The following is a 24,977-nucleotide window of genomic DNA, read 5'->3' as shown; positions in this document are numbered from 1 at the left end:
ACGACAAGCCCATTGGCAGAATTAAGTATGCACTAAATTAATTCCGCCAACAGGTTAAATATAGAATATGGAGCATGGACTGTGTCTGTACGGCAATATACGGATTACCGTACAGACACAGTCCATGCTCAAGCACCACACTATGCAAGTATAAAAACTATGAGAAATCTATTCTCTTTCATTCTCACTATACTGACCGCCTCGCTCCTGGTGTCGTGCAATGAGAAGAAAGAACCATCCCTGAACGAATCAGAATATTATCTTAACAATTGTCTTTCATCAATATCTGCAGAGGGAGACTCTGTCGTGTGGGTAGGCACCGAGTTTGGAGAAATTATCTTCTCGAACAACAGCGATAGACGCCAGTACCAGGTGGGTAGCAACCGAATCTACAAGGTGTACACCCAGCAGTGCGACGGCGATAAGCGTATCTGTTGGATAGCAATACGCAATGCCGGTCTTTCCAAATGGGAGATAGCCGGCAATAGCGCCAGATGCCTTGCCGAATATACCATTCCTAAGAAAGGTCAGCATTATTCCGTCTACGACATTATGGAAGAAGACGGGCTACTTCTTGCTGCCACCAGTCAGGGTGTGTACACGCTAAATCTTAGAAGTGCCGATTCGGCTTTGAAGCCTATCTATCCGAATGGCGGCAATTATCACTCCGGCGACCCATTTGTTACCAAAACCATCTGCCGTTCTGCCGCCAATCAGGTTCTTGTGGCTACACAGAACGGTCTGCTGCATATAGACGTCGCATCCATGAAGACCAGTGTCTCTCATAAGGGCGAACGCATCAACTTCGTCAGCGTGATTGATGGCGAGACCAATATCCTTGCTGGCAACAAGTTCTACATCGAGCATAAGGACGGTTCGCTGAAGCGCGAGGTAGATCTTAAGTTTCATGCCAATCTTTTTTATTATGTTGGCGGAGCCTACTGTTTTCTTGATAACAGCACGGCTGTTCTAACGCGCGATTTGGAAAAGTTCTACACTATTTCTCTCCGCCGCAACATTCCGATGTCATGCAACAACGTTATCGTTTCGGCTAAGAAGAACGACCATGTGTGCATAGCTACCGAAAACGCCGTTTGGAAGGTTCCGGTACACCAAAGCGTGTTCAATGACAATGCTGCCATCATGTCGGCTGCAACCGACGAGAATGGCGACATTTATTATATAAACGCGCATAACGAGATATTCCTTCAGCCCAACGGTTCGGATAAAGCCTACAAGATTTTCGACTTTATCCGCGAGGCACCTATTGTCGACTCGCGTATCTACAACGGATGTTTGTATTATGTTACCAGCAACCACGACTTGAAGCAAGTCAGCCTTACTTCCTACTTCATACGCAATATTCTGCTTTCACACAGCCAAATGGTTTACGACTCGCAGTCGAAAATCACTTCCATGGGACTTATGACCGTAGACAACAAGCCGAAGTTGTATCTCGGCATACAGGACGGACTTATAGAGATTGAGCCCGAAAGCAGGCATATTGACACCATACCATCGTTCAACGACAAGTACATCACCAAGTTCTACCAGCAGTCTAAAGACAACAACCTCTATCTCACCACGCTCAACCACGGCATATTCTACGGCAGCAACGGCAGATACAAGCCGATTGCCGGAACCAGCGGCATGGAGAACATACGCAGCATGGCTATCACCAAGGAGTTTCCGCCGCAGATGATTGTGCTTGCTGGCAACTCTCTGCTGATAAAGGACGGCGACAAAGCTATTGACGCCAAGGCTGAGAGCGACATGTTCGTTATCGGCGACAGCGTCGTATACACCTTGCCCGAGTTCGGCATCCGTAAGTATGTGAAGAAAGCCGACAGCCTCGTTCTTGCCGGCTACTACTATCAAGACATCAGTTTTGAGCGTAAGGCATCGGTGGTGAAAGACGACAAGGTATATTTAGGTTGTGAGCTGGGCGTGCTTACGTTCACAGCGGGCAAGGAAAACCAAGCCCAATGGGTGAAGATTACGAACAGCTCCGTCACCCGCAGAAGAATGGTCGTCACCATCGTGTGCCTGCTGCTCATCGTGTCTGCCATTTTTGTCGGCTACCGCTTCTACCGTTATCTTGCCACACGCACTATCAGGGTGCGCAAGGAGGAACTGAAGAAGCGACTTGCCGGCATCGAGTCGGTAAGCAATCTGTTCTCCGACGACTACAAGAGCACGATTCTTGCTTTATACAAGGATATAGCCGAGATTGGATTGGGCAAGCACCATAGCTGGAAAGCCAACAACGAGAAGATTGCCGCCATCTCCGACACTCTCATGCGCATGAACAGAAGCAATGTGTTCATGCTCCTCAAGAAGATAGACCAGCAGCGCGAACGTCTGGCTTCACTCGAGATTGCGGACAGCAAACTTCTCGCCGACAACAGCCAACGTGCCCTAAGCAACGGTGATATTGAAGTGCTCCGCAGCCAGGCTCTCGCCAACGAGCAGTGGCTCTCCGCCTATGAGAAGGTGCAGAAGGAGCTTAGCGGCTATATGTTCCAGCTTCGCGATGTCATTATTATAAAGGGTCTGTCGGACGGCATTCTTACAGAGATTGACGAATACAAGCAGCTTCTCACAACCGATCCTATGGAGAGTCTTGACGGCAAGTTGCAGGAGATACGCCGCAGATACAACCGCCTATTCCTCGACGATGCGCTCCAGACGCTCCGCGCCTATTTCGCTTCGCGCTCGAAACGGCTCGACGCCAACGACGCCAACGACCATGTCGTGGAGGCTGTAAGGATGCAGCTCGACAGCGTCACCTCCGACATGCAGCAGCAAGACCGTCTGACGTTGCTGCGCCAGCTCAAGCATACCGACCGCCGCATTGAGCAGGTCGTGCTACGCTGCCGACTGCAGAAAGAGATGGATAAGTACACCTTCATACGTCGCACGGCTATCAGCGAGAACGAGGAACGGGTAGTGCAGGTAGACGAGAAGCGTCTTGAGTGCGAGATAGCGACGCGTTCCGACGAGGCTACTCACAACATCAGCCTGCTCATTGCCGACATCTATGCTTGCATGAGCGACACCGACCCGCGTCTTGTGAACAGCATCCTTAAGTTCAACGGCTTCGACAACCAGCAGGCAAAGGTGCTCATGCTTCTCATCGCCGACGCTAAGGTGAAGCGCACCGCTATTCCGGGCATGCTTCGCGTTGTTGGCAACCTTAATCCGGTTATTAGCCGACTGCTGAAGAACAAGATTAAGCCTTCGGAAAACGAAATAAGACAGTACGTAGAGCGCCATCCGGCTTCCTTAGCGTCATACATATTAAGACTGATAGAATAACTTCGCAAACACCACATTCTTCTAAACGTCTTACAGACAGACATTTGTAAAAAGTTGCATTTCGATGAAACGTTGTAATCATCGGATGCAACTTTTTTTTTTGCTTTTCATCTATAACTTTGCAGCATCAAAATTCGCAAGCGACCTATTCAAGCAAGCGATCTATTGAAAGCGACAATTATTCTAAAAAACTTAATAACGTAAAACATTATGATGAAAAGAAAATTCTTAGTGGCTGCTCTTGCAGTGTTCTGCTTTTCTGCCTTTGCGCAGACAAACATCAAAGATGTCAGAACAAATCCCGACTTGTTCTTCCTTAAGGACGGAGAGCAGGCAAGTTCGCTCGATCTTCTTCCTCCTCCACCAGAGATTGGCAGTCTTCAGTGGTTCAACGACGAGGCCCGCTACTATTGGGGTCTGAAGCAGCGCAACACTCCGCGTGGCGACCAGGCTGCTGCCGACGCCAACGTAGAGGATGTGGCTATGAACTTCTCCGACGCCTTCGGCACACGCATCACCAAGGAGGAGACTCCAGCTATCTACAAGCTCGTATACAAGATGCGCGAGGATGCCGGCGACCTTGCCACACGCAGCGCAAAGAAATACTATAACCGCATACGCCCGTTCAAATACTACAACGTGCCTACCTGCAACTCTAAGCAGGAGGGCGAGCTGTCTACAAACGGTTCTTATCCGTCTGGCCACACCACGATAGGCTGGGCTGAGGCGCTGGTGCTCGCAGAGATCAACCCCGACCGTCAGAACGAGATACTGAAGCGTGGTTTCGAGATGGGTCAGAGCCGCGTCATCTGTGGCTATCACTGGCAGAGCGACGTTGACGCCGCACGCGTTGTGGCTTCGGCTGTCGTAGCTCGTCTGCACGCCAACAAGGAGTTCCAGAAGTGTCTTGAGGCTGCCAAGAAGGAGTTTGCAAAGCTCGTGAAGGAGGGCAAGGTAAAGAAGAGCGAGTTTGTAGCCACTCCGTGGGACAAGAAGTAAAAGAACGGCTGGCAAACCATTTTGCCTGACAATTAGAATCCTAAAAAACGAATATGAAAAAATATATAATGGCTGCAGCCCTCGTCATGGGTTTTGCGGCTGCTGCAAATGCGCAGGAGAATAAGCTCGTCGTCAAGCCTTCAGGCCGTATCCTTATGGATGCTGCATTTCTGAACAGCTCCAACAAGACTGTAGACGAGCAGTGTGTAGACGGTGTGAACGTTCCCGACATACGTATCGGCATGAAGGTTTCGTACGGCAAGTGGGAAGGCAAGGCAGATATCGGCTATGCCCGCGGTTCGGTTTCTCCGAAGGATATCTTCATCCAGTACAACTTCAACAAGCAGAACTTCTTGCGTGGCGGCTACTTCGTTCATCAGTTCGGCTACCAGAGCGCTACGTCTTCGAGCTTCAAGGTCTCTATGGAGGAGCCTGAGACCCACTCTGCGTTCGGTGTGGGCGGTCGTCTTGTTGGTTTGATGTACGAGCATAGCGACGACAAGTTCATGGGTACGGGTTCGGTATATACCGACGCCCAGTCGTTCAAGAAGCAGACCAACCACACGGGCTATCAGGGTTCGGGCTTTCTCACCCGTTTGGTCTACCATCCGCTCATCGAGAAGGGCAACCTCTTCCACGTAGGCATCGGCTTGAACTATGAGCTTGCAGCCGAAAACCGTTCTAACATGGAGTTCAAGGCGCCTTATCCAGTACGCGTAGCGGGCATCAACGCCATCGGTGCTAAGATTACCGATGCGAAGAACGACTTCAAGTTCTCTGGCGAACTTATGGCAGCCAAGGGTCATGTAGGCATTGAGGGTCAGTACATCTTCATGAACGTAGACCGTAAGGGCGACGCCAAGAGCTACAATGCATGGGGTGCTTACGGCAACCTGCGCTTCCTTCTCAACAACGAGTACGAGTATGTGAAGAACGATGCCGGCATCGCCACTCCTGCCCCGAAGTCGTGGGAGCTTGTTGCAGCTTACAACTACACCGACATGAACGATGCGAAGGCTGGTTTCCATGGTGGCAAGCTCAGCGACTGGGCTCTTACCATGAACTACTACATCAACAAGTATATGATCTGGCGTGTGAGCGGTCATATCGTACGTGCCGGCGAGAGCGACTACTCTGGCTTCAACAAGAACACTTTCCGCGTTATTGAGACACGTCTCCAGTTCAAATTCTAAAAAAACATGTTCAATTAAAGCATCCCGTGAGATATGAAAAAGTTTATAGCTATTTATATTCTGCTTGCAGCTATCCTTCCTGCATCAGTCTTTGCTCAGGTGCAGCGTTCGGCTGCGTTCCACGATAAGTATCAGTTGAAGGAGGTGGTTGTGCTTTCGCGCCACAACATACGCAGCCCGCTGTCTACCAACGGCTCTGCGTTGAGCAAGATGACTACCCACCAGTGGACCAACTGGAGTTCGGCTGCCAGCGAACTGACGCTGAAGGGCGGCGTTCTTGAGACCGAGATGGGCCAGTTCTTCAGAAAGTGGACCGTCAGCGAGGGTCTGTTCAAGGAGAATCAGGTTCCTTCTGTTGACGAGGTGAACGTCTACGCCAACTCCATGCAGCGCTGCATCGCCACCGCTGCCTATTTCTCTACGGCGTTCATGCCGGTAGGTGGCGTTAAGGTGAACCACCGCTACACGCCTTCTACGATGGACCCCGTGTTCAACCCCGTGCTCACAAAGGTGAGCGACGCGTTCAAGGCAAAGGCTATGGAGCAGATCAACGCGCTGGGCGGAAAGGCTGGTCTTGTCGGTTTGGCTAAGAGCCTGAAGGAGAGCTACCGCAACATATCGCGCACGCTCGACTATCCCCAGAGCGAGGCTTACAAGGAGCTGGGCGACGTGAAGTACGACGACACACAGATTACGCTCGTAAAGGGCAAGGAGCCTGGCATGAAGGGCACGATGAAGAACTTCAACTCGGCTTCCGACGCTTTCATCCTGCAGTATTACGAGGAGCCCGACGCCGACAAGGCGGCGTTCGGCGAGAAACTCACACGCGACGACTGGACCTCTATAGCCAAGGTGAAGGATGTGTACGGCGACGTGCTCTTCACAGCGCCTATCGTGGCTGCAAACGTGGCTCACCCGCTGCTGATGTACATGAAGGACGAGCTTAACTCGAAGAACCGCAAGTTCACGTTCCTCTGCGGTCACGACTCTAACATCGCATCCGTCAACGCGGCTCTCGGTGTTGAGCGCTACAGTCTGCCCAACTCTATCGAGAAGGTGACGCCGATAGGCAGCAAGGTGGTCTACGAGAAGTGGATCGAGAAGGCTACGGGCAAGGAGTACGTAGGCGTTAACCTCGTATACCAGAGCACCGACCAGCTGCAGCATAACGCACCGCTCGACCCCGACCATGCTCCGCAGGTCTTCCCGCTCTCGTTCAAGGGCCTCCAGAAGAACGCCGACGGCCTCTACTCGTTCGAGCAGATTAACGAGCGTTTCGAGCAGGCAGTGAATGCCTACGACGACATCAAGTAACATCCTTTTGTAGTAGCATGTTAATAATAGAAGCACAATAAAATAATCCTTTATCCGCAATGCCTGCACAGCAGGTGTTGCGGATTTTTTTTATTGCTGTCCGGTAAAACTGATAATGTGGTCTAAGACGGGCTTTCTTGCTCGGTTGGTGCACTTCTTGCTCTGGCAAGCGGCAAAGCCGAGCGGAGACAAGTGCACCCCCTAAGTGTGCCACCGTTTGCGTCCGCCGTCCAATCAGTTTCCGTTCGCCGCCCGATCAGATTCCGTACGCCGCCCGATTGGATTCCGTACGGGTGACGATGACTTTTCGTGAGGTTTTTACTGCCAATATCAGACAAGCTGAACGCCATATCGCCACCGCACAATATTTTTTTACATGCAAACCCACCTATTTATAAAGAAAAAGACGTAACTTTGCATAAAAACAGTATAAAATCAATGGAATACAACTTCAGAGAAATAGAAAAGAGATGGCAGAGCCAGTGGGTGAAGGACAAGACTTACCACACCACTGAGGACCCTGCAAAGGAGAAGTTCTACGTACTCAACATGTTCCCCTACCCGTCGGGAGCCGGTCTGCACGTAGGCCATCCGCTTGGCTATATCGCATCCGACATCTACGCACGCTACAAGCGCTTGAAGGGCTTCAACGTGCTCAACCCTATGGGCTACGACGCATACGGACTGCCCGCTGAGCAGTATGCTATACAGACCGGACAGCACCCTGAGGTGACTACCGTGGCTAACATCGCACGCTATCGTCAGCAGCTCGACAACATCGGCTTCTCGTTCGACTGGGACCGCGAGATTCGCACCTGCGACCCGAAGTACTACCACTGGACTCAGTGGGCGTTCGAGAAGATGTTCGGCTCGTTCTTCTGCAACTCGTGCCAGAAGGCAGAGCCGATTGAGAAGCTCGTAGAGCACTTCAACGAGAAGGGCACCGAGGGTCTGGATGTCGCCGAGAGCGAGCATCTGGAGTTCACAGCAGAAGAGTGGCGCGCCATGAGCGACGTGGAGCAGCAGAAGACGCTCATGAACTACCGCATCGCTTACCTCGGCGAGACGATGGTGAACTGGTGCGCCGGTCTGGGCACGGTGCTTGCCAACGACGAGGTGGTGAACGGCGTGAGCGAGCGCGGCGGCTTCCCCGTCGTGCAGAAGAAGATGCAGCAGTGGTGTCTGCGCACATCGGCTTACTCGCAGCGCCTGCTCGACGGTCTGGACACGGTCGACTGGAGCGACTCTATCAAGGAGACACAGAAGAACTGGATAGGCAGAAGTGAGGGTACGGAGATGCAGTTCAGAATAGCCCCCTCCTCAACGGGGAGAGACGGAGAGGGGCTGTTAACAATCTTCACCACTCGCGCCGACACTATCTTCGGTGTAACGTTCATGGTGCTGGCGCCGGAGAGCGAACTCGTGGCGCAGCTCACCACAGCAGAGCATAAGGCTGAGGTGGACGAGTACTTAGCGTACGTGAAGAAGCGCACGGAGCTCGACCGCATGGCAAACCACAACGTGACGGGCGTGTTCAGCGGATCGTATGCCGTGAACCCGTTCACCGGCGAGAACATTCCTATCTGGATTTCAGAATACGTGCTTGCAGGCTACGGCACGGGAGCCATTATGGCTGTTCCGGCGCACGACTCGCGCGACTATGCCTTCGCCAAGCACTTCAACCTGCCTATCACGCCGCTCATCGAGGGCGCCGACGTGTCGGAGGAGAGCTTCGACGCCAAGGAGGGCATCGTCTGCAACTCGCCTGCCGCTGGCAAGGAGACATTGGACGGCTTCTCGCTCAACGGACTAAGCGTGAAGGAGGCTATCGCAAAGACAAAGCAGTTCGTGACGGAGAAGGGCATGGGCCGCGTGAAGGTCAACTATCGTCTGCGCGACGCTATCTTCTCGCGTCAGCGCTACTGGGGCGAGCCGTTCCCGGTCTACTACAAGGACGGTATGCCGCAGATGGTGCCCGAGGACTGCCTGCCGCTGCTGCTGCCCGAGATTGAGACATACAAGCCTACAGAGACCGGCGAGCCGCCGTTGGGACGCGCCAAGATGTGGGCGTGGGACGTGGAGAAACGCCAGGTGGTAGACAAGGCACTCGTGGACAACAAGACCGTCTTCCCGCTCGAGCTGAACACCATGCCGGGCTTCGCCGGCTCATCGGCTTACTACCTGCGCTATATGGATCCGCACAACGACACATGCCTCGTGGGCAAGGACGCCGACAACTACTGGCAGAACGTAGACCTCTACGTAGGAGGCTGCGAGCACGCTACGGGCCACCTCATCTACTCGCGCTTCTGGAACAAGTTCCTCTTCGACCTCGGCGTGTCGTGCAAGGAAGAGCCGTTCCAGAAGCTCGTCAACCAGGGCATGATTCAGGGTCGCTCCAACTTCGTATACCGCGTAAACCGCACAGCCCCCTCTAACTCCCCCCAGGGGGAGAACGGAGTTGCCTCTACAGCTAACGGCTCCCTCTCCTCGGAGAGGGCGGGGGGAGAGGCTGCTCCCGTATTCGTATCATATAACCTGCGCAAGGACTACGACGTCACACCGATACACGTAGACGTGAACATCGTGAGCGCCGACGTGCTCGACATCGAGGCGTTCAAGGCATGGCGACCGGAGTATGCCAACGCCGAGTTCGTGCTCGAGGACGGCAAGTACATCTGCGGCTGGGCTGTAGAGAAGATGTCGAAGTCGATGTTCAACGTCGTTAACCCCGACATGATCGTGGAGAAGTATGGCGCCGACACGCTGCGTCTGTACGAGATGTTCCTCGGTCCGGTGGAGGCAAGCAAGCCTTGGGACACCAACGGCATCGACGGCTGCTTCCGCTTCCTCAAGAAGTTCTGGGCGCTGTTCTACGAGAACCGCACCGACGAGTTCCTGCCCGCAGACGCTGAGCCTACAGCCGACAACCTCAAGAGCCTGCACAAGCTCATAAAGAAGGTGACTGAGGACATCGAACACTTCTCTTACAACACCTCTATCTCGGCGTTCATGATTGCCGTGGGCGAGCTGGCACAGCAGAAGTGCCGCTCAAAGCAGGTGCTCGAGCAGCTCGTGGTGCTCATCGCACCGTTCGCTCCGCACATCGCAGAGGAGCTGTGGCACGCCTTAGGCAACACCACGACCGTATGCGACGCTCAGTGGCCCGTGTTCAACCCGCAGTATCTCGTAGAGAGCGAGGTGCAGCTCACCGTGTCGTTCAACGGCAAGGCACGCTTCCAGAAGAAGTTCGCTGCCGACGCTACCAACGACGAGATTCAGGCTGCTGTGCTCGCCGACGAGCAGAGCAAGAAGTATCTCGACGGAAAGACAGTCGTGAAGGTGATTGTCGTACCTAAGAAGATCGTGAATGTCGTTATAAAATAACAAATATAAATCCTATGACCATCGACCGCAAAATTATCTGGCAAGAAGCAAAGGACTATTTCAACATCACCCTCGGCTTGATGCTTTACACCTTCGGCTTCACAGTTTTCCTACTACCATACGAAATTGTAACCGGAGGCATCGCCGGTATCGGAGCCATCGTGTTCTATGCCACTAAATTTCCAGTTCAATGGACATTTTTCATCATCAACGCCGTGCTCATCGTGGCGGCTCTGAAGGAGCTTGGAATAAAGTTCCTTGCCAAAACCATCTATGCCACGATAGCCATAACCGTGATGCTCGACTTGGCGCAGAAGATTGTGGAGATGCCCGACGGCACCTTCTACAAGCTCATGGGCGAAGGCAACGACTTCATGTCGCTCATCATCGGATGTATGCTCACGGGCACGTCACTGGCGATAGTGTTCCTGAACAACGGCAGCACGGGTGGAACAGACATCATCGCTGCCGTAGTGAACAAACACTATAATGTGTCGCTCGGCAAGGGTCTCATCATGGTCGACCTCGTCATCATCGGCAGCTGTCTCGCCATCGACTCTTTCGGTCCGTTCCCGCAGCGCTGTCAGATGGTGGTGTTCGGTCTGTGTACGATGGTCATCGAGTGTACCATGCTCGACTACGTGATGAGCGTGCAACGGCAGTCGGTGCAGTTCATGATTTTCTCGCACAAGTATCAGGAGATAGCAAGCGCCATAACGAAGAAGACCGACCACACGCTCACTATCCTCGACGGTCACGGATGGTATACGGGTAAGGAGATGAAGGTGATATGTCTGCTCGCCAAGAAGAGCGAGTCGGTGCTCATCTTCCGCCTCATCAAGATGATAGACCCACGCGCCTTCGTGTCGCAGAGCAGCGTCATCGGCGTCTACGGCGAGGGATTCGACCAGATAAAGGTTAAGGTAAAGAGCCCCTCCCAACCCTCCCCGTCGGGGAGGGCTAAGGAAGGCTTAGTCAGCAAAGGCTTAGGAAGGCCTAAAGAGGCTTAGAAAGGCTTAGTCAGCAGTCAGCAAAGGCTTAGAAAGGCCTAAGAAGGCTTAGAAAAGCTTATTAAAAAAACAACAATGAACAATTCACAGCAATCATACACCCTCCCCGACGGGGAGGGACGGGGTGGGGCTATAGTCTTCGCCACCAACAACAAGCACAAGCTCTCGGAGATACGCGCCATACTCGGCGACCGCTTCGACGTGCTCTCGCTCGAAGACATCAACTGCCACGCAGACATACCCGAAACAGCCAACACGCTTGAGGGCAACGCCATTCAGAAGGCGCGCTACGTAGTAGACAACTACGGCTATGACTGCTTCGCCGACGACACGGGCCTCGAAGTGCCCGAGCTTGGAGGCGAACCGGGCGTCCACTCGGCACGCTACGCCGAAGGCACCGACCACAACTCTGAAGCCAACATGCAGAAGCTGCTCGCACGCTTGGGCGACAGCAACGACCGCCGTGCGCAGTTCCGCACCGTGATAGCTCTCGCACGCCGCAGCGACGTTGCCGACTACACGCTCTTCGAGGGCATCGTGCGCGGCACCATATCGCGCGAGAAGCAGGGCACAGAGGGCTTCGGCTACGACCCTATCTTCGTGCCCGAAGGCTACGAGGAGTCGTTCGCACAACTCGGCATGGACATCAAGAACGGCATCTCGCACCGAGCACGCGCCGTTGCGAAGCTCGCCGAATACCTCAAATAAATACAACCATAGCGAGTTTTGCACATCCCCAAAACCAATGGTTCAATAAAACCTTCACAAGCAAGCACAAAAAAAATCTGTTGCTGTCCGGTAAAACTAAAAATGTGATGTTGGGCTTTCAGCCCGCGTTAATTGAGTTTTGACACATCCCCCACATACCTCAACATAACCTCTTATGGTTAGCTCGGTTGGTGCAGTGCTTGCGCGGTTGGTGCCTTCCAGGGGGTGCAGCAGTCTCTGCTGCACCAACAAAGTAAATGGTGCATTTCTGCGCGGTTGGTGCACTTCCAGGGGGTGCAGCAGTCTCTGCTGCACCAACAAAGTAAACGATGCATTTCTGCGCGGTTGGTGCACTTGAGACAAGTGCACCCCCTAAAAAAAATCCCAACAGAGGCAGCCCTCTGTTGGGATTTCCATTTTATATATGTTTTTCCGATATTTACTTAACAAGCACCTTCTTAGATGTGCCGTCGCTCATCTTAACAACGTTGATGCCCTTCTGAGGAGCAGAGAGCTTCTTGCCGTCGAGTGAGAAGTACTGAACAGCAACCGGCTTGTCAGAACCATTCAGACCGAGGATAACGGTCTCGCCATTCGGATTCTCGAGGATGAGCTGCATGCAAGGGCAGTATCCTTCTTTATCCGTTTTTTTGTTCAGAGTGTACATACCCTCTTTACTACTTGCATCCGGCTGACCGTAAACCATGCACATACCATCTACGCCCTTATCTGAGCTCTTACCCAAGAGGAAAGGAGTGTCATCCAACGACTTGCCGTTGCCACCAGTCGGTGTGTATCCGAAACCATAGTAGAAAGCTAACTCTTCACCAGTGATTTCATACTGATTTGCAAAAAGAAGTGAATTCCATACCAAGCCCAACTCACCTGTTTGCTGATTAAAATCACAAATATCATAAGAACCCTCTTCAACCATTGCGCCCAACTGCACAGGCTCGCTATTTTCATCTTGGAATATAAGACCTAAAATACCAGCTTCTTCACCCATAGAACCTACAACAGCGAAGTTAAGACCTACGATCTTGTAACCTGCCAATTCAGAGAAATCAAAGTTATCACCATTGTTCTGTGCAGAAAGAATCATACTTGCTGAAGTCCAATTGTACGGACCCCAAACCATAGCAGGATTTGCTGAACCTTCGAAGCCAAGAGTCACATACTTAGCTTCTCCCTCCTTCATCATAGGAGCCTTTGCCTTCTTTACAACGCTAACCGGAGTTGCGTCTACCTTGTCAGTATAAACTGCAGCCGACTTTGCTGTCTGTGCCGAAGCACCACCTGCGAGCAGCAACATTGCTGCCAATGAGAGTAAAGTTTTCTTCATAGTCTATAAGTTTTAAAATTACTAACCGCAAAAGTACAAAATAAATTGCAATTCGATAATGTTTTGCAATAATTTTTTAAAAAATTCAACCAAACTGACTTTTTATGCTGTAAAATTGCAAGAAAAACTGCGATTTTACTGGAAACAGTCCCCGAAAAGCGCTCAGAGCACCATAAAACACCTTAACAACTCTTTACTCCTGCACAAAAAAAGTATGGCGGGCGTGCCCTTATGTGCAAGACTTTCTGTAACTTTGCAAGCATTAAACAATACATTATTAATATAATATATGGCAATTCATCCTCTTTGGACAGACGACTACTGGCTGCTTATCGTGCAGCTCTACCAGAAGAGTCCGGCAGGCGTTAAGTCGGAATACTCGCGCCCCGTGGTAGATCTGGCGCTCGAGCTGCATATTCCGCCGAAGACGCTGCAGGAGCAGATGGTGGCGCTCGAAGAGCACGCCACGCCTTCGCTGCAACGTCTATGGGACACGTACGCCGAAAACCCACGCCGACTGGCACGCGACGTGAAGCGGCTCAGGCAGATGGCGGGGTTCGGCTTCGGCAACGCCTTCTACAGCGGCATGGATATGACGCTGCCCTTCGAGCACGACTATCTGCCTATCGACGCCGAACAGAAGCTGACGCCGGTGATGCTCACCATCATCCTCAGCCTCTACTTCCAGCTGATGACGAACACTATGGTGAGCGAGACGCCGGAGGTGCAGGATATGGCGCGTCTGTTGGGCTTGAAGCCCGAAGAGGTGGTAGATGTGCTGAAGATATACCAGACATTCGACCCCATTCTGAAACGCGAACCGCTGCCCCACTCGCCCCTCAACGACGAGGCGAAGCTGGTTTGGCAGAGATACAGCAACGAAGCACCCGAGGTGCTCACCACTACTGTGGAGAGGCTAAAGGAGTACTTCAAAGGCTGCGCCTAAGCCGAACGGCTCGGAAGAGTTTTGAATTTTGAATTTTGAATTTTGAATTGTTGCGGCTGCGCCGCAATTAGGAATTATTCAGTTTTGAATTTTCAAAGGCTTAGAAAGGCTTAAAGAGGCTTAGGAAGGCTTAAACGCCGCCTAAAAAGGCTTAGTCAACAATGGCTTAGAAAGGCCTAAAGAGGCTTAGAAAGGCCTAAACGCCACCAGAAATATTATGAAACTAATACAAACCCAGGAACAGAAGCAGCAGCAGTTGCAGCGCCTGACGCAACAGCAGATGCTGCAGGTGCACATGCTCGAGATGCCCGTCACGGAGCTTGAAGAAAACGTGAACGCGGAGCTCGACGACAACCCTGCGCTCGTGAAGGCAGACGACGACATCTACGACTCGAACACCTCATACGACAGCAACGACAGCCCCGCATACGCTTCCTCTTCAGACAACGACAGTCGCAACGGCGGCGAAAGCAACGGCAGCGACATGGACGAGGTGGACACCGAGGCGGACGCCTTCGCCGCTCACACAGAGCGAGAGGAACGCGAGTCGGCGCTGAACAATGCGCTCGACCGTATGACCGGTTCCGACGAAGACATGCCTACGGCGGCTTACACCGGAGCCTACGGTGCCGATTCTGCCGACTACGAGGAGATGGTATACGGCGACACGCGCTCGTTTTACGACAAGCTGAAGGAGCAGATGGGCGAGATAGACCTCTCGGAGAACGACCAGAAGATAATGGAATACATCATCGGGTCGCTCGACAGCGACGGATTGCTGCGCAAGGACAGCCAGTCGATATGTGACGAACTGGCTATCTATCAGGGCGTCTACTGCGACGTGGAGGACATCGACCGCATAATCGGAATCCTGCAGACCTTCGACCCGGCTGGCATCGGAGCGCACTCGCTGCAGGAGTGTCTGCTGCTACAGATAGAACGCCGACCCGACGACAGAATGAAACAGCTGATGACGACAGTCGTAAAGAAGCACTTCAACGACTTCGCGAAGAAGCACTTCGAGAAGCTTCCGCAGCTGCTGGGCGTGGACGAGCATACCGGACAGCGCGTGCTGGAGGAGCTGCGCCGACTCAACCCCAAACCGGGCGCTTCGCTCGGCGAGACCGAGGGCAGAAACGTGCAGCAGATTACGCCCGACTTCATCATCGACACCGACGACAACGGCAACGTGTCGTTCTACATAAACAACGGAAACATACCGGAGCTGCGCGTCTCCTCGTCGTTCAGCGAACTCATGGAGACCTATCGCAACAACAAGGAGAAGATGTCGCGCCGCGAAAAGGAAGCGCTGCTCTATGCAAAGCAGAAGGTGGAGCGCGCAATGGGATACATAGAAGCGATAAAGCAGCGCTACCGCACGCTCACGCTCACCATGCAGGCTATCATCGACTGGCAACGCAAGTTCTTCCAGGACGGCGACGAGGCTGACCTCAAGCCGATGATTCTGAAGAACATCGCCGACCGCACGGGACTCGACATAAGCACAATATCGCGCGTCAGCAACGTGAAGTACGCGCAGACCAACTGGGGAACTTACCCGCTGCGCTTCTTCTTCAGCGACGGTTACACCAACGAAGACGGCGAGGAGATGTCTACACGCAAGATAAAGATTGCGCTGAAAGAACTCGTCGACAAGGAAGACAAGGCGAAACCGCTCAGCGACGACGCTCTCAGAGAGGCGCTCGTGAAGCTCGGCTACCCCATCGCACGACGCACCGTGGCGAAGTATCGCGAGCAACTGGGCATACCGGTGGCAAGAATGAGAAAGAACTAATTATGAAAGAAAAGAACATTATCCTCGCAGCCCGCGCCCTGAGCGCGGTGTTCACCCCGTTCTATCTGTCTTTGGTAGGGATGACCGTACTCTTCACGTTCAGTTATCTCAGTCAGATGCCGTGGGGGTACAAGCTGAGCGTGCTCGCTATGGTCTACTTCTTCACCATTCTCATGCCCACAATGCTCATCAAGCTCTACCGCAACTACCACGGCTGGACTCTCATACAGCTCAGCCGCAAGGAGCGCCGCGTGGTGCCCTATCTGCTCTCGATAGTGAGCTACTACGCATGCTTCTACGTAATGCGACTGTATAACATTCCGCACTTCATGGGCAACATACTCATGGCGGCACTCGTGATACAGATAGTGTGCGCTCTGATAAACGTGTGGTGGAAGATATCGACGCACACCGCAGCCATCGGTGGCGTGGTGGGCGCTCTGCTCGCCTTCTCGTTCATCTTCATGTTCAACCCCATCACGTGGCTCTGCTTCTCGCTCGTGCTCTCAGGGCTCGTCGGCACCAGCCGCATAATACTCCGACAGCACACCCTTTCGCAAGTGACGGCGGGCTTCGGCGTAGGCGTGCTCATCGCCTTCGTAATAATATTAGGATTATAACAATAAAAAACAATAAAATATTATGACTCCATTAGTTAGCATCATCATGGGCAGCACATCAGACCTGCCCGTTATGGAAAAGGCATGCAAGTTCTTGAACGACATGCAGGTGCCGTTTGAAGTGAACGCCCTCTCTGCTCATCGCACACCGGACGCAGTAGAAAGTTTCGCTAAGGGCGCAAAGGCGCGTGGCGTTAAGGTAATCATTGCCGCAGCAGGCATGGCAGCAGCTCTGCCCGGCGTTATCGCAGCAAGCACCACTCTGCCCGTCATCGGCGTACCTATCAAGGGTATGCTCGACGGTCTCGACGCCATGCTCTCTATCATACAGATGCCCCCGGGAATACCCGTTGCAACAGTAGGCGTGAACGGAGCCATGAACGCAGCCATCCTCGCTTGCGAGATGATTGCGCTCTGCGACGAAGGCATCGCAGAAAAGATGGCTCAGTACAAGGCTGGCTTGGGAGAGAAGATAGAAAAGGCGAACAAGGAGCTCGCTGAGGTGAAGTATGAATACAAGTGTTGAGATGGTGAGGTGGTGAGATGGTGATATGTTGTTGTGGTGATGTGGTGATGTGGTGACAATAGTACATCTCTCAACATCTCAACACAACAACATCTCTCAACACCTCACCATCTCAACACCTCACCATCTCACCACCTCACCATCTCACCACCTCAACATCTCTCACCACCTCAACATCTCAACACAACAACATCAAAAATCATGATTGATCTCTTCAACTACCGCCGCCGCGAAGCCTCACCCGTTCAGGTAGGCGACATACAGCTTGGCGGCGACGCCCCGATACGCGTGCAGTCGATGACCACAACCAACACCAACGACACGGAGGCGTGTGTGGCTCAGGCTGAGCGCATCATAAAGGCAGGCGGCGAACTCGTGCGACTCACTACGCAGGGCCGCAGAGAGGCTGAGAACCTGCAGAACATAAACGCACAACTGCGTGCCGACGGCTACACCACACCGCTCGTTGCCGACGTTCACTTCAACGCCAATGTGGCTGACGTGGCTGCGCTGTACGCAGAGAAGGTGCGCGTGAACCCGGGCAACTACGTGGACCCGGCGCGCGTGTTCAAGAAGATTGAGTACACCGACGCGGAGTATGCCGACGAACTCAAGAAACTGGAGGACCGCTTCGTGCCCTTCCTCAACATCTGCCGCGAACACCACACGGCGGTGCGCATCGGCGTGAACCACGGTTCGCTCTCCGACCGCATCATGTCGCGCTACGGCGACACGCCGGAAGGCATCGTCGAGAGCTGCATGGAGTTTCTGCGCATCTGCAAGAAGGAGCAGTTCGACAACGTAGTGATAAGCATCAAGGCGTCGAACACCGTCATCATGGTGCGCACGGTGCGTCTGCTCATCACCGAGATGGACAACGCCGACATGCACTACCCGCTCCACCTCGGCGTCACCGAGGCTGGCGAAGGCGAGGACGGACGCATCAAGAGTGCGGTGGGCATCGGCGCACTGCTTGCCGACGGCATCGGCGACACTATCCGCGTGAGTCTGAGCGAGGAGCCGGAGGCAGAGATACCCGTTGCGCGCCACCTCGTCGACTATATCACGAAGCGTGCCGGACACACTCTCGTGCCAGGCACAGAGGCGAAGGACTTCTCTTGGGTGCGTCCTGAGCGCCGCCCCACTCGCGCTATGGGATACATCGGCGGCTCGAATGTGCCGGTGGTGATAGCTTCGCTCGGACAGAACGACGACGCAGAGAGCGTGGAGTTCAACCCCGATATGACACCCGACTATATCTACTGCGGTGCCAAGCTGCCCAAGAACCGCCGCGACGGACAGAAATACATCGTCGACTTCAACGCATACACCGGCGAGCCGAACACCTACCCTATCTTCCCGTACAACGCTACGCCGTTCGTGGGCGGAGTGAAGGCAGATGTTAAGTTCCTCGTGCTGCAGCTCGGCGCTCCGTCGGAGGAGTACATGGCTTGCCTGAAGGCCCACCCGGAGGTAGTGGTTGTTGCTGTGTCGAACCAGCAGAACCGCCTCGGCGAGCAGCGTGCGCTTACTCACGAGTTGTGGTCGAACGGCTTGTTCAACCCCGTTGTGTTCGCTCAGATGTACAGTCACACCAGCGCCGAGAAGGCAGACCTGCAGCTTGAGGCGGCAGCCGATATGGGCGCGCTGATGATTGACGGCCTCTGCGACGGCGTATGGCTGATGAACAACGGCGACATCGCGGTGCGCGACCTTACCGACACAGCGTTCGCAATATTGCAGGCGGCTCGTCTGCGCACATCGAAGACCGAATACATCTCATGCCCTGGCTGCGGCAGAACGCTCTACGACCTGCGCTCTACCATCGCAAAGATAAAGGCGGCTACGGCGCACATGAAGGGCCTGAAGATAGGCATCATGGGCTGCATCGTGAACGGACCGGGCGAGATGGCTGACGCCGACTACGGTTATGTGGGCGCCGGACCGGGAAAAATTTCGCTCTACAAGCAGAAGATGTGCGTGGAGAAAGCCATACCGGAGAGTGAGGCAGTGGAACATCTGCTCAGATTTATAGAAGAAGACAGAAAGGAAAAATAATGAGTTTAACTGGCATTGCACGATACGCATTCGCACCCCGACAGCATAAGCTGGAACAACATTTCAACGAGCCGGAGGCTCTGCAGCATAATGTGTTGCAGCACCTCCTGCGCGCTGCCGCCAACACCGAGTACGGCAGAAACCATCTTTTCGCTACGACAAAGGGCTACGACGACTTCGTGCGCAACGTGCCCGTGAATACCTACGAGGAGCTGAAGGCCGACATCGACCGTATGCGACACGGCGAGGCTGACGTGCTGTGGCCGGGAAAGGTGAAGTGGTACGCCAAGTCGTCGGGCACTACGAACGACAAGAGCAAGTTCATACCAGTGTCGGCTGAAGGACTGAAGAACATACACTACAAGGGCGGCACCGACGTGGTGGCGCTCTACCTGCAGAATAACCCGAAGAGCCGCATGTTCGACGGCAAGGGATTGATCTTAGGCGGTTCGCACTCGCCAAACTACAACGTGGCTGGCTCGCTCGTGGGCGACCTCAGCGCCATTCTCATAGAGAACATCAACCCGCTCGTGAACCTCGTGCGTGTGCCGAAGAAGCAGACGGCGCTGCTGAGCGACTTCGAGGTGAAGCGCGACCGCATTGCGCGCGAATGTCTCAACAAGAACGTGACTAACATCTCGGGTGTGCCCTCATGGATGCTCAGTGTGCTGGTGCGCGTGCTCGAACTATCGGGCAAGGAGCGCCTCGACGAGGTGTGGCCCAACCTGGAGGTGTTCTTCCACGGCGGCATCGCGTTCACGCCCTACCGCTCGCAGTACGAGCACATCATAAAGAGCGACCGCATGCACTACATGGAGACGTACAACGCCTCGGAGGGATTCTTCGGCATACAGAACGACCCAGAGGACAAGTCGATGCTGCTGATGCTCGACTACGATGTGTTCTACGAGTTCCTGCCTATGGACGAGTTCGACTCTGAAAACCCGAACATCGTGCCACTCGAGGGCGTGGAGACGGGCAAGAACTACGCCATGCTTATCAGCACGTCGTGCGGTCTGTGGCGCTACATGATTGGCGACACGGTGAAGTTCACGTCGGTGCGCCCGTACAAGTTCGTCATAACGGGCAGAACGAAGTATTTCATCAACGCTTTCGGCGAGGAGCTTATCCAGGACAACGCCGAGAAGGGCCTCGCCTATGCCTGCCAGCAGACTGGTGCAGAGGTGAAGGAGTACACGGCGGCGCCGGTGTTCATGGACGCCAACGCGAAGTGCCGCCACCAGTGGCTCATCGAGTTCGCGAAGAAGCCTGAGAACATCAGCGAGTTTGCCGAACTGCTCGACCGACAGCTACAGGCTATCAACTCCGACTACGAGGCGAAGCGCTTCCACGACATCACGCTGCAGCCGCTTGAGGTTGTCGTTGCGCGCGAAGGTCAGTTCGACGACTGGCTGCGCTCTAAGGGCAAGCTGGGCGGACAGCACAAGATACCGCGCCTCTCTAACAACCGCAAGACCATTGAGGAGATAATGGGGGTGAAGTGATGTTGTTGTGGTGAGGTGGTGACATTTGTAGGGGGTGCACTTGTCTCAAGTGCACCAACCGAGCAGAAATGCACCGTTTGCTTGGTTGGTGCAGCAGAGACTGCTGCACCCCCTGAAGAAGTGCACCAACGTATTGTATGAAACAAATTAAAAAAACAAGAAGTTAAGCCAAATGCTGAAACTAAGAAACATACTATATATAATAGGTGTAATCGCGCTGCTCTCGTCGTGCGCCCGCATGGGACGCCCCGACGGAGGATGGTACGACGAGACGCCGCCGCATGTGATAGGCTCGACACCTGCCGACCGCAGCACTGACGTGCAGGCGAAGAAGGTGAACATCTACTTCGACGAGTTCATAAAGCTCGACAACGCGTCGGAGAAGGTGGTGGTGTCGCCGCCGCAGCTTGAGCAGGCGGAGATAAAGGCTTCGGGCAAGAAGATCAGCGTGGAGCTGAAGGACTCGCTGAAGCCCAACACTACGTACACCGTCGACTTCTCTGACGCCATCTCCGACAACAACGAGGGCAACCCGATGGGCAACTACACCTACAGTTTCTCTACGGGCGACCATATCGACACGCTCGAAGTGGCTGGCACCGTGGTGGCGGCTGAGAACCTCGAACCGGTGAAGGGCATACTCGTGGGTCTGTACGCCGAGATGGGCGACTCGTGCTTCATGAAGATGCCCATGCTGCGCGTGGCACGTGCCGACTCGCGCGGACACTTCGTCATAAAGGGCGTGGCGCCAGGCGCTTACCGCATCTACGCCCTCAACGACCAGGACGGCAACTATATGTTCTCGCAGAAGAGCGAGCAGATGGCTTTCTCGCACGACACCATACGCCCCGCGTTCTGCGACGCCCTGCGACAGGACACGCTTTGGCTCGACTCGCTGCATATCAAGGACATAAAGCAGACGGGATACATACGTTTCACGCCCGACGACCTCGTGCTCAGAGCGTTCGAACACGTGCAGACCGACCGATTCTTCCTCAAGTCGGAACGCCTGCAGCCCGACCGCTTCACGCTGTTCTTCAGCTACGGCTCGAAGAAGCTGCCCGAGATAAAGCCACTCAACTTCGACGCTACCGACCGACTCCTTATAGAGCCGTCTGTGCGCCGCGACACCATAACCTACTGGCTGCGCGACACGGCGCTCGTCAATCAGGACACGCTCAGCCTCGCCCTCACCTACGAGATGACCGACACGCTGGGCAACCTCGTGCCGCAGACCGACACGCTGCAGATTCTCTCTAAGCAGCCCTACGAACGCCGCCTGAAGGAGGCGCAGAAGGAGCTGGAGAGCTGGAAGAAGCAGCAGGAGAAGAAGCGCAAGCGCGGCGAGGCGTACGACTCCGTGATGCCGCCGAAGGAACTGGAGTTCAAGCTCGCCGTAGACTCGAAACTCGACCCCGACCGCAACCTGCACTTCGAGTTCGACACGCCGCTCGCCTCAGCAGACACGTCTAAGATTCACCTCTACGCCAAGCACGACACGCTATGGTACGTAGCGCCGCTGCGCTTCGAGCCAGTGAAGCAGAAGATGTGGGGCGACAGCATAGCCACCGCAGAGTCGAAGCGCCAGTACATGCTGCGCGCCGAGTGGCGTCCGGGCATAGAATACAGCCTCGAAATCGACTCGCTCGCCTTCACCGACATCTACGGCAACGCGTCGAAGAAGCTGAAGAAGGGCTTCAAGGTGGGCGCCATGGACGACTACAGCAGTCTGGTGCTCAACATAGCGCAACTCAATGGCGAGAACCTCGTCGTCGAACTGCTCACGAGCGAAGACAAGTCGGTGAAGAGCGTGCACACAACCAACTCAACGGCAGCGTTCTACTACGTACGACCGGGCAAATACTACGCCCGCCTGTTCGTCGACCGCAACAACAACGGCGTGTGGGACACGGGCGACTACAGCGCCAACCTGCAACCCGAAGAGGTGTTCTACTATCCGTACGAGATAGAGTGCAAGGCGAAGTGGGACGTAACGCTCAACTGGAACATCAACGAGAAACCGCTCGACCAGCAGAAACCCGAGAAGATAAAGAAACAAAAGGGCGAACGCCAACGCAAGATACAACAGCGCAACATGGAAAGAGCGCGGAAAATGGGCATTGCGTATCCGTTCTGAATTACAAAAAAATAGAAATAATATGAAGACCAGACACTTCCTCCTCGTCGTAGCCCTGCTATTGGCAGGTCTGCAGACCACAACGGCACAATGCAAGTACCGCAACACGGCAGTAAAGCCGGGCGAGTTCCTGTCTTATAACCTCTACTACAACTGGCAGTTCGTATGGGTGAAAGCAGGCACGGCGTCGATGTCGGTAGTGAAGAGCAACTATCACGGCAAGCCGGCGCTGCGCATGGCGCTCATCACACGCACGTCGAAGACGCTTGACAAGATGTTCGTGATGCGCGACACGCTGCTCTGCTACAACACGCTCGACCTCGAACCACTCTACTATCGCAAAGGAGCGCGCGAGGGTAAGCGCTACACCGTAGACGAGGCGTTCTACTCGTACAGCAACAACCATCAGCACGTGAAGCTGCACCGACAGAAGAACAACGGCGAGCACGTATGGAACGAGTTCAACCGCACGGCGTGCGCCTACGACATGATGAGCATCTTCCTGCGCGCACGCTCGTTCAACCCCGAGAGCTGGAAGAAGGGCAAGCGCATACACATACCCATCACCGACGGACCGAAGATCATCAACGCCATCCTCGAATACAAGGGCAAGACCACCGTCAAGGCCGACAACGGCGTGAAGTACCGCTGCCTGCAACTCTCGTATATCGAGAACGAAGGCAATAAGGAGAAGGAGATCACGCGCTTCTACGTTACGGACGACGTACATCATGTGCCGGTAAGACTGGATATGTTCCTGAAGTTCGGCGTCGCAAAAGCGTTCCTCTCAGGCATGAAGGGCGTGAAGTAATCATCAGGGGGTGCAGTTGTCTCCGCTCGGCTTTGCCGCTTGCCAGAGCAAGAACTGCATCAACCAGTCAAAAATGGTGCTGTTCCTGCTATGGCAAGCGGCAAAGCCGAGCGGAGACAACTGCACCCCCTATCAAAAAACATTCTATGCGCAAACTCATTATACTATTCGTCACACTCGCAACCATCACCTCTTGCGACCTGAAACGCGAGAACTTCAACTCCTCGAAGAAGCGCTTCACCAACGAAGTGCTGCTCGGCTACACGCCCGTCAAGGACCAGGACCACAGCTCGCTCTGCTGGGCGTACGCCATGCTCGCCACCATCGAGAGCGAACACATACAGATGGGCGACTCGGTGAACCTCTCCGTCGACTACATAGCGCGCTACCAGCTCGACGAGCAGGCACGCTTCCACTTCCTCTCGAAAGGCTTCAACCGCATGACGCTGCGCGGAACGGCGCCGCTGCTGCTGCGCCTGCTCGACGAATACGGCATCATGCCCTACGACTCCTACCATGCGCGCGACATCAACTACAACGCCCTCACGAAACGCCTGGAGATGCTCTCCAACTCGTCGCGCAACCTGAGCCAGATGAAGCAACGCACAGAACGACTCTTCGACGAGCGCATAGGAGCGCTGCCCAAGAAGGTGTACATGCTCGGAGCCGAATACACACCGCTCGAGTTCGCCCACAGCGTCTGCATGCGCGGCGAATATCTCGCCATGACGAGCTTCACCCACCACCGCTTCGGCGAGGCGTTCGTGCTCGAAGTGCCCGACAACTACAGCAACGAGCTATACTACAACGTGCCCATCGACGTGATGATGAAGCGCATAGAACGCTCGCTGCGCACCGGACACCCCGTATGCTGGGAAGGCGACACAAGCGAAGTGGGCTTCGACTTCAAGCGCGGCGTGGCGGAACTCACCAAGCAGCGAACCTACACGCAGAAGCAGCGACAGATAGAGTTTGAGAACCACCACACCACCGACGACCACTGTATGGTGCTCATAGGTATAGCCCACGACGAGAACGGCAAACGCTACTACATTGCCAAGAATTCGTGGGGAACAGGCAACCAGTACGGCGGACTCATGTACCTCTCGGAGCAGTACGTGATGATGAAGACCATAGCCATCGTCGTGAAGAACATAAATATGTAAGCCACAGGTGCTGCATACAAAAAGACATGTATAGGACTATAACACATAATGTTTGCGCAAATGTTTGCGCAAACATTTTTTTTGATTCATAAATGCGACAGATTTTAACGTTTATTACACGTTCAAAATATCACTCAAACAG

At 54.1% G+C, this 24,977-nt stretch carries 18 protein-coding genes; 17 read left to right on the top strand and 1 reads right to left on the bottom strand.

Annotated features, from left to right (window positions below; translation table 11 throughout):
- Positions 1-159: 159 nt before the first annotated feature.
- The 7 genes from KTQ90_RS05955 (at position 160) to KTQ90_RS05925 (ending at position 11,929) form a co-directional block, all read left to right on the top strand.
- Positions 160-3,318 carry a ligand-binding sensor domain-containing protein gene (locus tag KTQ90_RS05955; protein ID WP_217317592.1) on the top strand — a complete coding sequence of 1,053 codons (3,159 nt, stop codon included), beginning with the start codon at positions 160-162 and terminating at the stop codon, positions 3,316-3,318.
- 210 nt (positions 3,319-3,528) lie between these two features.
- The gene (locus KTQ90_RS05950) at positions 3,529-4,317 is read left to right on the top strand and encodes an acid phosphatase (RefSeq protein ID WP_217317591.1); all 789 of its coding nucleotides are present in this window, start codon (positions 3,529-3,531) and stop codon (positions 4,315-4,317) included.
- 53 nt (positions 4,318-4,370) lie between these two features.
- A complete protein-coding gene (locus KTQ90_RS05945; RefSeq protein WP_217317590.1) occupies positions 4,371-5,510 on the top strand; it encodes a porin in 1,140 nt (379 codons plus the stop codon).
- A 33-nt stretch (positions 5,511-5,543) separates the two neighbouring features.
- Complete coding sequence (locus KTQ90_RS05940) at positions 5,544-6,824, top strand: histidine-type phosphatase (RefSeq protein WP_217317589.1); 1,281 nt, start codon at positions 5,544-5,546, stop codon at positions 6,822-6,824.
- Positions 6,825-7,262: 438 nt separating this feature from the next.
- Positions 7,263-10,211 carry a leucine--tRNA ligase gene (locus KTQ90_RS05935; protein WP_217317588.1) on the top strand — a complete coding sequence of 983 codons (2,949 nt, stop codon included), beginning with the start codon at positions 7,263-7,265 and terminating at the stop codon, positions 10,209-10,211.
- Between the two features lie 14 nt (positions 10,212-10,225).
- A complete protein-coding gene (locus tag KTQ90_RS05930) occupies positions 10,226-11,221 on the top strand; it encodes a YitT family protein (RefSeq protein WP_217317587.1) in 996 nt (331 codons plus the stop codon).
- Positions 11,222-11,296: 75 nt separating this feature from the next.
- Positions 11,297-11,929 carry a non-canonical purine NTP diphosphatase gene (locus KTQ90_RS05925; RefSeq protein WP_217317586.1) on the top strand — a complete coding sequence of 211 codons (633 nt, stop codon included), beginning with the start codon at positions 11,297-11,299 and terminating at the stop codon, positions 11,927-11,929.
- Between the two features lie 439 nt (positions 11,930-12,368).
- On the opposite strand, the gene KTQ90_RS05920 is transcribed toward KTQ90_RS05925, so the two are convergent.
- Complete coding sequence (locus KTQ90_RS05920; protein WP_217317585.1) at positions 12,369-13,271, bottom strand: hypothetical protein; 903 nt, start codon at positions 13,269-13,271, stop codon at positions 12,369-12,371.
- Positions 13,272-13,560: 289 nt separating this feature from the next.
- Between KTQ90_RS05920 and KTQ90_RS05915 the strand changes: the two genes are divergently transcribed.
- From KTQ90_RS05915 to KTQ90_RS05870, 10 genes are all read left to right on the top strand, one after another.
- On the top strand, positions 13,561-14,217 hold the full coding sequence (locus KTQ90_RS05915; RefSeq protein WP_217317584.1) for a hypothetical protein: 657 nt from the start codon (positions 13,561-13,563) through the stop codon (positions 14,215-14,217).
- Positions 14,218-14,434: 217 nt separating this feature from the next.
- A complete protein-coding gene (rpoN, locus tag KTQ90_RS05910; protein ID WP_217317583.1) occupies positions 14,435-16,012 on the top strand; it encodes an RNA polymerase factor sigma-54 in 1,578 nt (525 codons plus the stop codon).
- Positions 16,013-16,014: 2 nt separating this feature from the next.
- A complete protein-coding gene (locus KTQ90_RS05905; protein WP_022158740.1) occupies positions 16,015-16,632 on the top strand; it encodes a phosphatase PAP2 family protein in 618 nt (205 codons plus the stop codon).
- 22 nt (positions 16,633-16,654) lie between these two features.
- The gene (gene purE / locus KTQ90_RS05900; protein WP_022158739.1) at positions 16,655-17,158 is read left to right on the top strand and encodes a 5-(carboxyamino)imidazole ribonucleotide mutase; all 504 of its coding nucleotides are present in this window, start codon (positions 16,655-16,657) and stop codon (positions 17,156-17,158) included.
- A gap of 49 nt (positions 17,159-17,207) precedes the next feature.
- Complete coding sequence (locus KTQ90_RS05895; RefSeq protein ID WP_217317582.1) at positions 17,208-17,363, top strand: hypothetical protein; 156 nt, start codon at positions 17,208-17,210, stop codon at positions 17,361-17,363.
- Complete coding sequence (locus KTQ90_RS05890; protein ID WP_217317581.1) at positions 17,360-19,216, top strand: 4-hydroxy-3-methylbut-2-en-1-yl diphosphate synthase; 1,857 nt, start codon at positions 17,360-17,362, stop codon at positions 19,214-19,216. Before KTQ90_RS05895 ends, KTQ90_RS05890 begins: the two co-directional genes overlap by 4 nt.
- Entirely contained in the window at positions 19,216-20,721 is a 1,506-nt protein-coding gene (locus tag KTQ90_RS05885) for a GH3 auxin-responsive promoter family protein (protein ID WP_217317580.1), read from the top strand. Before KTQ90_RS05890 ends, KTQ90_RS05885 begins: the two co-directional genes overlap by 1 nt.
- A 172-nt stretch (positions 20,722-20,893) precedes the next feature.
- Positions 20,894-22,858 (top strand): Ig-like domain-containing domain, encoded by a 1,965-nt coding sequence (locus KTQ90_RS05880; protein WP_217317579.1) that lies wholly within the window; start codon positions 20,894-20,896, stop codon positions 22,856-22,858.
- 22 nt (positions 22,859-22,880) lie between these two features.
- On the top strand, positions 22,881-23,669 hold the full coding sequence (locus tag KTQ90_RS05875) for a DUF3108 domain-containing protein (protein ID WP_217317578.1): 789 nt from the start codon (positions 22,881-22,883) through the stop codon (positions 23,667-23,669).
- A gap of 146 nt (positions 23,670-23,815) precedes the next feature.
- Positions 23,816-24,835: a C1 family peptidase gene (locus KTQ90_RS05870; RefSeq protein WP_217317577.1), complete on the top strand. Its 1,020-nt coding sequence runs from the start codon at positions 23,816-23,818 to the stop codon at positions 24,833-24,835.
- Positions 24,836-24,977: the final 142 nt, after the last annotated feature.

This window comes from Leyella stercorea, from assembly GCF_019052365.1.
In the GTDB taxonomy this organism is placed as follows: Bacteria; Bacteroidota; Bacteroidia; order Bacteroidales; family Bacteroidaceae; genus Prevotella.
Note: the sequence above shows the minus strand (reverse complement) of the source record. Positions and strands in the feature narration are given on the sequence as shown.